Annotated in this window: 11 protein-coding genes; all 11 read left to right on the top strand. The window is 60.4% G+C overall.

What is annotated here, in order from left to right; translation table 11 throughout:
- The first annotated feature begins 101 nt into the window (after nucleotides 1–101).
- The 11 genes from HMPREF2932_RS04275 to xerD all read left to right on the top strand — a co-directional run bounded on the left by HMPREF2932_RS04275 (nucleotide 102) and on the right by xerD (nucleotide 10,266).
- Entirely contained in the window at nucleotides 102–848 is a 747-nt protein-coding gene (locus tag HMPREF2932_RS04275; RefSeq protein WP_246818620.1) for a hypothetical protein, read from the top strand.
- A 129-nt stretch (nucleotides 849–977) separates the two neighbouring features.
- Nucleotides 978–1,928, top strand: coding sequence for a tetratricopeptide repeat protein (locus HMPREF2932_RS04270; RefSeq protein WP_071409681.1), 951 nt, complete (start codon nucleotides 978–980; stop codon nucleotides 1,926–1,928).
- Nucleotides 1,928–2,911 carry an HAD-IIA family hydrolase gene (locus HMPREF2932_RS04265; RefSeq protein ID WP_070681374.1) on the top strand — a complete coding sequence of 328 codons (984 nt, stop codon included), beginning with the start codon at nucleotides 1,928–1,930 and terminating at the stop codon, nucleotides 2,909–2,911. The genes HMPREF2932_RS04270 and HMPREF2932_RS04265 overlap by 1 nt, the downstream gene beginning before the upstream one ends.
- A complete protein-coding gene (locus HMPREF2932_RS13550) occupies nucleotides 2,902–3,063 on the top strand; it encodes a hypothetical protein (protein WP_168166985.1) in 162 nt (53 codons plus the stop codon). The genes HMPREF2932_RS04265 and HMPREF2932_RS13550 overlap by 10 nt, the downstream gene beginning before the upstream one ends.
- 40 nt (nucleotides 3,064–3,103) lie before the next feature.
- On the top strand, nucleotides 3,104–3,913 hold the full coding sequence (locus tag HMPREF2932_RS04260) for a TlyA family RNA methyltransferase (protein WP_070510798.1): 810 nt from the start codon (nucleotides 3,104–3,106) through the stop codon (nucleotides 3,911–3,913).
- Between the two features lie 26 nt (nucleotides 3,914–3,939).
- On the top strand, nucleotides 3,940–4,821 hold the full coding sequence (locus HMPREF2932_RS04255; protein ID WP_046649256.1) for an NAD kinase: 882 nt from the start codon (nucleotides 3,940–3,942) through the stop codon (nucleotides 4,819–4,821).
- A gap of 39 nt (nucleotides 4,822–4,860) precedes the next feature.
- The gene (recN, locus tag HMPREF2932_RS04250) at nucleotides 4,861–6,537 is read left to right on the top strand and encodes a DNA repair protein RecN (RefSeq protein ID WP_071409680.1); all 1,677 of its coding nucleotides are present in this window, start codon (nucleotides 4,861–4,863) and stop codon (nucleotides 6,535–6,537) included.
- Between the two features lie 26 nt (nucleotides 6,538–6,563).
- On the top strand, nucleotides 6,564–7,748 hold the full coding sequence (gene steA, locus HMPREF2932_RS04245; protein WP_049154955.1) for a putative cytokinetic ring protein SteA: 1,185 nt from the start codon (nucleotides 6,564–6,566) through the stop codon (nucleotides 7,746–7,748).
- A complete protein-coding gene (locus HMPREF2932_RS04240) occupies nucleotides 7,748–8,707 on the top strand; it encodes a copper transporter (RefSeq protein WP_046649230.1) in 960 nt (319 codons plus the stop codon). The genes steA and HMPREF2932_RS04240 overlap by 1 nt, the downstream gene beginning before the upstream one ends.
- Nucleotides 8,708–9,346 carry an NUDIX domain-containing protein gene (locus HMPREF2932_RS04235; protein ID WP_070754482.1) on the top strand — a complete coding sequence of 213 codons (639 nt, stop codon included), beginning with the start codon at nucleotides 8,708–8,710 and terminating at the stop codon, nucleotides 9,344–9,346.
- Between the two features lie 41 nt (nucleotides 9,347–9,387).
- Nucleotides 9,388–10,266 carry a site-specific tyrosine recombinase XerD gene (gene xerD, locus HMPREF2932_RS04230; RefSeq protein WP_046649232.1) on the top strand — a complete coding sequence of 293 codons (879 nt, stop codon included), beginning with the start codon at nucleotides 9,388–9,390 and terminating at the stop codon, nucleotides 10,264–10,266.
- Nucleotides 10,267–10,305: the final 39 nt, after the last annotated feature.

Raw genomic sequence — 10,305 nt, 5'->3', positions numbered from 1 at the left:
CACGACACTGCTACCAAATAGCCGGTCGCAACACCTTTTCGTGCTTTACAACTAGAATGTAGTCGGTATCAACTCTTGGCGGGATAGCGAAGGAGAACGCGATGAGGTTCCCGCAGACTTCGGCTTCTTTTACTCATTCTTATAACCCGGTCTTCCTGAAGGAACTGAAGGCTGTTCCCTACGGGAGAAAAAACGAGAACCCCTCTCCCTACAACCTTTGTCCGGTCTTTGAATCAGTAGAGCCTGTTCCGCAAGTGCGCGATATCCGTGGTGGGCTTGTGTTTTTCGGAGCGATGGTCTTGGCAGCGGGACTCATCTTCTTTGTGGGCTTGCTTCTTAACAGCTTCAAGGTTCCGGGTCTCTTGGCGTTTCTTCTTGGCGCGCTGCTCCTTTATTTTTTGTTTCTCATCGCTAAGCATGCGCTGTTTGCTCTTCGCATTAATAGGGCCTGGAAGAATGGCTGGATCGATTTTTATCCGGTTTTCCTTGGCAGTCTTTTTCACGATGAGGAGAATGCCAGGCGTGGGAAGAAGGGGAATTTTTATGCCACGAAGGCGTTGGTCGTGGCGCCAAACGGCGAGTACCGGATGCTCGAGGTGTCCGTGGAAGGGCTGAGTCGGGACCGAATGATTAAGGAAGGCGCTGTCTTGGCGCGTGACCGCCAGGGGATCCGCCTTGATGCAATCCGCAATAATGGGTGGACATTCTGGGCCGTCGTTCGTGGTCGGCCGTTGGACGACGGAAGCGTGGAACATGGGCTGTCCGCTTCACAGGTGGCTGCGGGCTTGAATCGCGTTCGGCATGGTTGGCCCTTGGATCGGCTTGATTCCTTGCCTGATGGCCCGTGAATTTTGACTATTAGCCATGGTTGTGGGCCATTTCACTCACCAGTCGGTGCATTGCCGGTTTCGGGCCGCTGACCTGTACACTGGTTCGGTACATACGGACGCGTCTACCGCAGAAAGTGCATGGATTTAATGTCTGAATCTAACTCCCGCGACCACGAGCGTGGCCGCGAAGGTTCCTCGGGAAGCAAACGGGGAAACAACCGCTCTGGTGGCCGGAAGTTTGAGAAGCGTGGCGGCGCATCGGGGCGTCGAGAAGAGCGTCGCGGCGATCGCCGCGATGATCGCCGTGGCGGTCGCGCTGGTGCTAAACCTCGTCGTGGGGATCGCCGCAACGATCGTCAGGGCCACGATCGTGATAAGCACAAGGCCTCGCATCCGCAGCGTTCGGGCTACCGTGAGGAGCGGATCAATCGCCGCATGACGGACCCGGATCTGCCATCTGATATCGATATCACTGACCTCGATCCTTCTGTGCTGCAGGACCTCTCCTCGCTATCGAAGGAAAACTCCGAAGCAGTGGCCAAGCATCTCATTATGGCGGCAACGTGGCTTGATGATGACCCGCAGCTGTCACTTCGCCACGCGCGCGCGGCAAAGGATCGCGCTGGACGCGTATCGGTTGCGCGTGAAATGAATGGAATCGCCGCCTACCGTGCTGGGGAGTGGAAGGAAGCTCTGGCGGAGTTGCGCGCTGCGCGCCGTATTTCCGGTGGCCCTGGATTGCTTGCCGTGATGGCGGATTGTGAACGCGGCCTTGGTCGCCCAGAGAAGGCCGTGGAGCTGTGGCGCAGCGAAGAGGCCAAGGAGCTGGCACCGGAGGATGCCATCGAGTTGGCAATCGTGGCTGCAGGTGCACGCTTAGACATGGGTCAAGCAGATTCTGCTGTGGTCACGATTCAGCGCGCGCAGCCGAACAAGGACGCCACAGGCGTGTCTGCCTGCCGCCTTTCTTATGCTTACGCCAATGCTCTGCTGGAGGCCGGCCGTAAGGATGAGGCACAGGAATGGTTCCAGCATGCGGTTGACATCGATGAAGGAGACTGGACCGACGCCGCGGAGCGCCTGGCCGAATGTAAATAATGAGTATTCTCAAGACCCACGATTCGCTGCTGCTAGATCTTGACGGAACCGTATGGGAGGGAGGACAGGCCCTCCAGTGCGTCGTTGACGTTATTAACTCCTGTGGTGTTCCCGCGGTGTACGTGACGAACAATGCTTCCCGCAGCCCCCAGACCGTGGCTGGCATGCTCGGAGAAATTGGACTGAAAACGGATGCCAACCGTGTTGTTACCTCCGCGCAAGCCGCAGTCAAGATTGCCCGTGAGGACTTCCCGGCAGGAACCAAGGTTCTTGTCATCGGCGCTGACTCATTCCGCACTCTGGCCCGTGAGGCAGGGTTCGAAGTAGTCGACAGCGCCGATGATAAGCCTGCGGCAGTGTTGCAAGGCATGGATAAGTCGGTCGGTTGGGAACAGCTTTCCGAGGGGGCATTTGCTATCAATCAAGGTGCGAAATACTACGCCTCCAACCTCGATACGTCGCTGCCGACGGAGCGAGGAATGGCCGTGGGTAATGGCTCGCTCGTCGCGGCTGTTGTTTCGACCACGGGCGTTGAACCTATTTCTGCAGGCAAACCGGAGCCCGCTATGTTTACGCAGGCGGCCAAGCTGGTGGGGTCGACCAAACCCCTTGCTGTCGGCGACCGTCTGGACACCGATATCGTCGGTGGTAATAACGCAGCGATGGATACGTTCCACGTGTTGACCGGTGTGTCTCGTGAGCTGGCGCTTATTGAAGCCATTCCGGAGGCACGTCCCAATTTCATCGGCGCGGGCTTCCACGAGCTCTCACTCTCGGAAGCACAGGCACGGCCAGGAGCCCAGGGCGGATTCCGGGCTCGGTATGACGGTTATGACATCGTCCTTCAAGGAGGCGATGAGAAGTCGACTTCGGTCGAGGCGCTGCGCACGGTTTTGGAAGTAGCCTGGGCGGGCGCTGAGCCTCCTCGCTATATTCAGCCGCGGAGCGAGGCCGCTGAAAGGGTAGTATCCACATGGCGGTAAAGCCCCATGACCCGCGGGCGGTGCTTGCCCCAGAAAAACTGGATGAGTCCATCGCCGCGATTCTTAACGAGCCAGTGGAAACTCTTGAGCAGGAGCTGGTCCAGCTGGACCGTGCTCACACCGTGCTGCGGGATGCGCTTCAAGACAACTAGCGCTTTACACCAAGGAATGTAGGGGAAAGAGGACCTGTCTATGCCACCGCAACGTCGCCGTCTTGACGCGGAGTTGGTACGCCGAAAGATCGCGCGCTCACGTGAGCACGCTGTCGAGATGATCAAGGCCGGCCGCGTGACGGTTGGTGGTTTCAAGGCCACCAAACCCGCCACGGTGGTGGAACCAGAGGTATCCATCAAGGTGGAGGCCAGTGAGGGGGATGACTGGGCGTCGCGAGGCGCACACAAGCTCTTGGGCGCACTCGAAGCCTTTGACGTGGATCTGAAGGGCAAGCGCGTGTTGGACGCAGGAGCGTCGACCGGTGGGTTTACCGATGTCTGTTTGCGCCGCGGTGCCGCGGAGGTGTTATCGGTTGACGTGGGCTACGGGCAGCTGTTGTGGCGCCTGCAAAACGACGAGCGCGTTACCGTGCTAGACCGCACGAATATTCGTAATCTGACCCTAGAGCAGACCGGTGGGCCGTGCGATGCCATGGTGGGTGACTTATCTTTTATCTCCTTGAAATTGGTGCTTCCGGCCATCGTGGAATGCATGGTCGATGGCGCGTGGTTACTGCCCATGGTCAAGCCACAGTTTGAAGTAGGTAAGGACCGTATTGGTGCCGGCGGCGTGGTGAGGTCACCCGAGCTTCGCGCGGAAGTAACCAAGGACGTGGCGGTCTTCGCTCAGGAGCTCGGCCTAAGCGTAAAAGGTGTGGCTGCCTCCCCGCTACCGGGACCGAGCGGTAACGTCGAGTATTTCCTCTGGCTGGTCAAGGACGGGATGTCCACCCCGGAGGATAGGCTGGACGTACTCATCGAAACGGCAATTAAGGAAGGACCTCAGTGAGCACTACCAGCGCCGCGGATGGCACCATGCGCCGTGAAATTCTTCTTGTCCCGCACGCCAGTCGCGAGGAAAACCTTGCCGCCACCCACCGGGCCGCGGAGCTGCTGCAGGAGGCAGGCATTAAGGTGCGCGTCTGTGCTGCGGATACTGTGCTTCCCGGGCTGCAGCACGTCCGGCATACACCAGCGGCAGCAGAGGGCTGCGAACTGGTGTTGGTACTCGGAGGCGATGGCACGTTCCTGCGCGCTGCGGATATGGCCCGCGCCGTGGACGTTCCGGTGTTGGGCATCAACTTGGGGCACGTGGGCTTCCTCGCAGAATGGGAAGCGGAGTCCCTAGACCGTGCGCTCGTGCGCGTCATCGAGCAGTCCTATGACGTCGAAGACCGCCTGACCATCGACGTGAGCGTCTTCGATTCGGAAGGCGCGTTGCGTGAGCGCAGCTGGGCGCTGAATGAGGCGTCGATTGAAAACCTCAACAGGTCCGGAGTGCTTGATGCCATCCTCGAAGTGGATGGCCGTCCAGTATCCGCTTTTGGGTGCGACGGTGTACTTATTTCTACCCCTACGGGCTCCACGGCTTATGCCTTCTCCGCCGGCGGCCCTGTGCTGTGGCCTTCGCTCGATGCCATCCTGGTGGTGCCGAATAACGCGCACGCATTGTTTACCAAGCCGCTCGTGGTGTCTCCGGATTCACAGGTAGCGGTGGAATCGGCATCGGCAACGACTCCCGCCGTGGTGATCCTCGATGGTTTTCGGGAAATCTCCATGCCCCCAGGCTCACGCGTGGAAATCGTGCGCGGTGAACGGCCGGTGCGGTGGGTTCGCCTTGACCACCAGCCTTTCACTGACCGGCTTGTGTCCAAGCTGCGCCTTCCCGTGGAAGGCTGGCGCGGACCGCGGCATTAACCTGCTCTAGCGCGTAACCAGGAAGGAAGATAACTCTCCGTGCTCGTTGATATCAGCATTTCTGATCTCGGTGTAATTGAAAGCTCCACCGCGGAGCTTTCGCAGGGGCTCACCGTGCTCACTGGTGAAACCGGTGCTGGCAAGACCATGGTGGTGACCGGCTTGCGCCTGCTCGCGGGAGGGCGCGCTGATGCCTCGCGCGTGCGCGAAGGGGCCTCCAAAGCTGCCGTCGAAGGGCACTTTTCTTCTGATTCGAAGGCCGTGGCGGAACTAGTTGAGGAAGCCGGGGGTGAGCCCGATGAGAACGGCGAATACATCGCCTCCCGCACGGTGTCGGCGGCAGGACGCTCGCGGGCCTACCTGGGTGGGCGAGCGGTGCCGGCGGCGACGCTGGGGGAGTTCGCTTCCCACCTCATTACCGTCCACGGGCAAAACGATCAGCTGCGGCTGTTGTCTACTGATCAACAGCTGGCCGCCATCGACCGCTTTGACCCTGCAGTTGAATCGGTCCGCGAGGCGTATGCCCAGGCATTTAGCCACTGGCGCGCGTTGGCCAAGGACTACCAGCGCCGTACAGAATCACGGCGTGAGATGGCACAGGAAGTCGACCGGCTCCAGTTCGCGATAACGGAGATTTCGGACCTTGACCCGGAACCGGGCGAGGACGCAGAGCTCGTGACCCTCATTAAGCGCCTGCAGGATGTTGATGCCCTGCGCGAGGGAGCCGCCACTGCGCTGAGCGCTCTCGACGGCGGGGAAGGTTTCGGTGATGAGGACACCGCAGTCAACCTCGTCGGCACCGCTGAAACCGCGCTGGCTGGGGCCAGCGATGTCGAACTCGCGCGGCTCGGGGAGCGATTGAGCGAGGTCACCGCGCAGTTGACCGATATTGCCGCTGAGCTCACCACGTATCTGGGAAATCTCCCCGCAGATCCCAACCTCCTCGAGGAATCCCTGCAGCGCCAACAGGAGCTCAAGCGCCTGACACGTAAGTATGCCGCAGACATCGATGGGGTGTTGGCCTGGCGTGACGCGGCAGAAGCGAAACTCGCGACGTTGGACACCTCCACCGAGGCCCTCGAAGCATTGAAGAAGGAGGTAATGGCGGCCGAAAAGACAATGGTGGCTAAGGCCGAGAAGCTCACCGCCGCCCGCACCAAGGCAGCGAAGAAGCTGGGCTCGCAGGTCACCGAGGAGATTCACGGCTTGGCCATGCCTCATTCCACACTGACGGTCGCCGTGCACAAGGCGAAGTACTCCAAGACGGGCGCGGATGAAGTGGAATTCCAACTCAACGGAAAGCCCTTGGCCTCGGCCGCCTCCGGCGGTGAGCTCTCCCGCGTCATGCTGGCGATGGAAGTGGTACTCGCCAGCGGCGACGGCACCACCTTGGTCTTCGACGAAGTGGACGCCGGTGTGGGTGGTCGCGCAGCGGTGGAGATTGGGCGTCGGCTAGCGCGCCTGTCCATCACCAACCAGGTCATTTGCGTGACCCACCTGCCCCAAGTGGCTGCCTATGCGGATTCGCACCTGCACGTGTCCAAGGAGAAATTCACCTCCGGCGTTGCGGATTTGAGCGCCGAGGAACGCGTCGAGGAACTCGCCCGGATGCTCGCTGGTCTTGATGACACCGCGACTGGCCGCGCGCATGCCCAGGAGCTCTTCGACCGGGCTCAAGCAGAAGTGGAGAGTTTCCGCGCGCCTTCCACACATTGAGCGCCTAACAGGGGAAACTGTCAGGCATGAGTCTGTTTTCCCGTAACACCGATCTGCCTGGAGAACACGGCGCGCTGCGTGATTGCACCCCGGGTGGCAAGGGCATGAAGAAGTTCAGCGCCGGTGACTTCGCAGTCATCAACGCCGCCAACATCTCCCGCCAAGAGGCCCAGACCCTCGTGGATATGAAACCAGCTGCTGTGATTAACGTGGCGGAGTTTTCTACCGGCTCCATTCCGAACTATGGCCCGCACATGCTTCTCGACGCCGACGTCACCCTTATCGAGGGCGTGGGCCAAGATTTCGTCAGCAACTTCAAGGACGGGAAGAAGGCGCGTCTTACTGAGGACGGGACGGTGTATGTGGGGGATACCCAGCTGTCTTCTGGAACGGTGGTTACCCGGGACCGCGCGGAGAAGAACTTCTCCTCCGCGCAACGCGAACTTATCGACCATATGGAAGCCTACTTTGGCAATTCCATCGAGTTCATCCACTCCGAAGGCCCGCTCCTCATCGATGGCCTTGGCGTTCCGGATGCTGGTTCCGTCATGGCGGGACGCAAGGTCCTCGTGGTGTCGCCCTCTGAGGAGCACCGCAAAAAGCTCACGCTGCTGCGCAACTTCATCCGCGAGTATGAACCCGTCATCATCGGTGTCGACTCTGCCGCAGATACGTTGGTTGAGCTGGGCTATCAGCCTAACTTCATCGTGGGAAATCCTTCGGAAGTGAGCTCTGAAACCCTGCGCAGTGGTGCCCAAGTTATTCTCCCAGCTGAGCCGGACGGCACTGCGGAAGGACTCGAGCGCATTCAGGATCTGGGAATCGGCGCGATGACATTCCCGGCTGCGACAGACTCAGCAACGGATCTTGCACTCCTGCTCGCGGACTACCACGAAGCGCAGATGATTGTGCAGGTTGGGGGCGCCCTCGATCTCGATGACATCTTTGCCAACGAGCCGACTGCCACGCCCGCAGCCCTGTTATGCCATATGAAGGCAGGTACGCGCCTCGTGGACGCGGACGCCGTCATCAACCTCTACGCCGCGCCGAATTCCGGCGCAATGGGGTGGATGTGGGCCCTGCTGGGCATTTTCGTGGCGCTGGCCGTGGTCATCCTCATCGTGGGCCTGGGTGGCGATGAATCATTCCTGCAGAACCTGATCGATACGTGGAACAACTTCGCGTTGAGCGTGCAGGGGTGGTTTAAATAATGGGTTCGCCTAAATCCCTGATTGTCACCGGCCTTGGCTTCGGTGCAGCCATTGGTATTGCGTTGGGCACGTTGGTCATCGCACCGAACATGGACTCCACCCCGGGGCGCGGTGGGGAGTCCAACGACGAGGTCCGAGAAAAATACAGCAAGCTGGTGCTTGACCACAACATTGCGAAGGCCCAGCTGGATTCCGCTGATTCCGTGATGGGGGACCTCGGCCGTTACGTCGTCGACGGCACTCTAGTCCAGCGTCCGGTCATGGTACTCAGCATGCCCGACGCCAATGATGCCGATGTCACGGCTGTGAAGGATCTTCTAGGCTCCGCCGATTCCACCGACGCTGGAAGCATTAAACTGACCGAAAAATTCTTGGCCCAGGAATCCGCAGACAAGTTGTTGTCCCTCGTCACCACCACGCTGCCGGCAGGAGCGAAGCTCGATAAGAAGAAGATCGATGCCGGTACTCATGCCGGCCAAGCGCTTGCTGCCGGGCTGATGATGGATGCTAAGACCACCCAACCGCTTGCCACCGTCGACGATCGGGCGACCTTGCTGCGTGCCTTGCGCGATGCCGGCTACATCGATTACAAGGATGGCACGATCCTGCCTGCTCAGGCGGTCGTAATCGTCGGCGGCGGCCTGACACCGGGAGAAGACGAAGACAGCGCTGGCAAGAAGTACACTATCGACACCACCGTCAAGTTCCTGGAAGGTTTCGAGTCCGCGGACGCCGCCATGGTGTATGCCGGGCGCGTGCAGTCCGCAGGGGATGGCGGAGTGTTGGAAAAGCTCCGGGCGGCCAAGACTGGGATTAGCACCGTGGACTCCATCGACCACCCGGTCTCCCAGATGGCCAGCGTCTTGGCCGTCAAGGAGCAGCTCGATGGCGGCCGCGGCGTGTACGGTTCTGCAGCGAATGCCGAGGGCGCAGCGCCGGCGCTGCCGAAGGATCTCTAAATGCCACACGAGTTTCGTACGGTGGGAAGCGAGCTGCTTGTCGACGCCCCCATTATCGCCGTCCGCCGTGATGACGTTGTGATGCCGGGAGATGTCGTGGCGCAGCGGGAGATCGTCGAGCACCTCGGTGCCGTGGCCGTTATGGCTTTGGACGAGGACAACCGCGTCGCCATGGTGGAGCAGTACCGCCACAGTGTGGGCAAACGCCTGTGGGAGCTGCCAGCTGGTTTGCTCGACGTCAAAGGTGAAGATGAGCTCAGTGCCGCACAACGCGAACTCCAAGAGGAGGCCGGACTGGCCGCCGAGGACTGGGGGGTGTTGACCGATCTGGTGACCTCCCCGGGCTTTTGTGAAGAAGCCGTACGGGTGTTCGTGGCGCGTGGGCTGCGGGACGTCGCCAAGCTCGAGGCCACAGGTGATGAAGAGGCCGACATGGGGTTTTCGTGGGTGCCGCTAGCGGAGGCCGTCGATCGTATCCTCGCCGGCGAGATTGTGAACTCTATTGCAGTGGCCGGAATTCTCGCCGCCTATGCCTGTGTGCGTGAAGGACGCACACCGCGGCCGGTTGATTCACCTTTCGAGTTGCGGCCGCAGTCGCTGGCTAGCCGGCGTACCGGACCGGATTTGAAGAAGCTGTGAGCAGCACGACTCCTGCTGCTGCCGCTGGGCAAGCGTGGCTGATGCACCTCATGGTGGAAAAAGGTGCCTCGAAGAACACGGTGAGTAATTACCGGCGTGACATCAATCGCTACGTGTCGTGGCTAGCGGAATCTGGGATCACGGATTTGCGCCAGGTTTCTCGCGCGCACGTGGAGAACTACCTCATGTACCTGCGTGAATCCCTCGCCCAGTCCTCGGCCAGTCGAGCGCTGATCGTCGCGCGTGGGCTGCATAAATTTGCGCTCGCGGAGGGGATGATTGAAGAAGACGTCGCGGCGGAGGTTTCGCCGCCCAAGCGGGCCCAAGCGCTACCGGAGACCCTCAGCGTGGAGGACGTCGAGACTTTGCTCACCGCCATTCCCACTGATGAATCCGCAACCCCCATAGACATCCGCGATCGCGCTTTGCTGGAGGTTCTCTACGGCACGGGCGCGCGCATCTCCGAAGTGATCTCCTTGAGCGTGGATGACGTAACGGCTGAGGGGCCGACGACCGTGCGCGATATTCTGCTGCTGAGCGGCAAGGGCGATAAGCAACGCCTCGTTCCGTTGGGTTCGCACGCGGTAAGAGCGGTCGAGCATTACCTCGTGCGGGCACGGCCGGTCTTAGCAACTGGAGCCTCTCACGCGCTATTCCTCAACACCCGGGGCAAGGCCCTGTCACGGCAAAGCGCATGGGCCGCCATCAAGTCCGCTGCACAGCGCGCGCACTTGAGCGCCAACATCTCTCCGCACACCCTGCGTCACTCCTTTGCTACCCACCTGCTGGAGGGTGGTGCGGATGTGCGTACAGTTCAGGAACTGCTGGGTCATTCTTCCGTGACGACGACGCAGATTTACACGCACGTGACTGCGGATTCGCTTCGCGAGGTGTGGCGTACTGCTCATCCACGCGCCTAAAGGCGCCTAGACTCAGTTCGATTTACATCAATGAAAAGG

Source organism: Corynebacterium sp. HMSC074H12 (assembly GCF_001813755.1).
GTDB classification, from domain to species: Bacteria; Actinomycetota; Actinomycetes; order Mycobacteriales; family Mycobacteriaceae; genus Corynebacterium; species Corynebacterium hiratae.
Note: the sequence above shows the minus strand (reverse complement) of the source record. Positions and strands in the feature narration are given on the sequence as shown.

Excerpts from the sequence above, each read along its gene's own strand:
- HMPREF2932_RS04275 (WP_246818620.1), top strand. The coding sequence starts at position 102 with ATGAGGTTCCCGCAGACTTCGGCTTCTTTTACTCATTCTTATAACCCG.
- HMPREF2932_RS04270 (WP_071409681.1), top strand. The coding sequence starts at position 978 with ATGTCTGAATCTAACTCCCGCGACCACGAGCGTGGCCGCGAAGGTTCC.
- HMPREF2932_RS04265 (WP_070681374.1), top strand. The coding sequence starts at position 1,928 with ATGAGTATTCTCAAGACCCACGATTCGCTGCTGCTAGATCTTGACGGA.
- HMPREF2932_RS13550 (WP_168166985.1), top strand. The coding sequence starts at position 2,902 with ATGGCGGTAAAGCCCCATGACCCGCGGGCGGTGCTTGCCCCAGAAAAA.
- HMPREF2932_RS04260 (WP_070510798.1), top strand. The coding sequence starts at position 3,104 with ATGCCACCGCAACGTCGCCGTCTTGACGCGGAGTTGGTACGCCGAAAG.
- HMPREF2932_RS04255 (WP_046649256.1), top strand. The coding sequence starts at position 3,940 with ATGCGCCGTGAAATTCTTCTTGTCCCGCACGCCAGTCGCGAGGAAAAC.
- steA (WP_049154955.1), top strand. The coding sequence starts at position 6,564 with ATGAGTCTGTTTTCCCGTAACACCGATCTGCCTGGAGAACACGGCGCG.
- HMPREF2932_RS04240 (WP_046649230.1), top strand. The coding sequence starts at position 7,748 with ATGGGTTCGCCTAAATCCCTGATTGTCACCGGCCTTGGCTTCGGTGCA.
- HMPREF2932_RS04235 (WP_070754482.1), top strand. The coding sequence starts at position 8,708 with ATGCCACACGAGTTTCGTACGGTGGGAAGCGAGCTGCTTGTCGACGCC.
- xerD (WP_046649232.1), top strand. The coding sequence starts at position 9,388 with ATGCACCTCATGGTGGAAAAAGGTGCCTCGAAGAACACGGTGAGTAAT.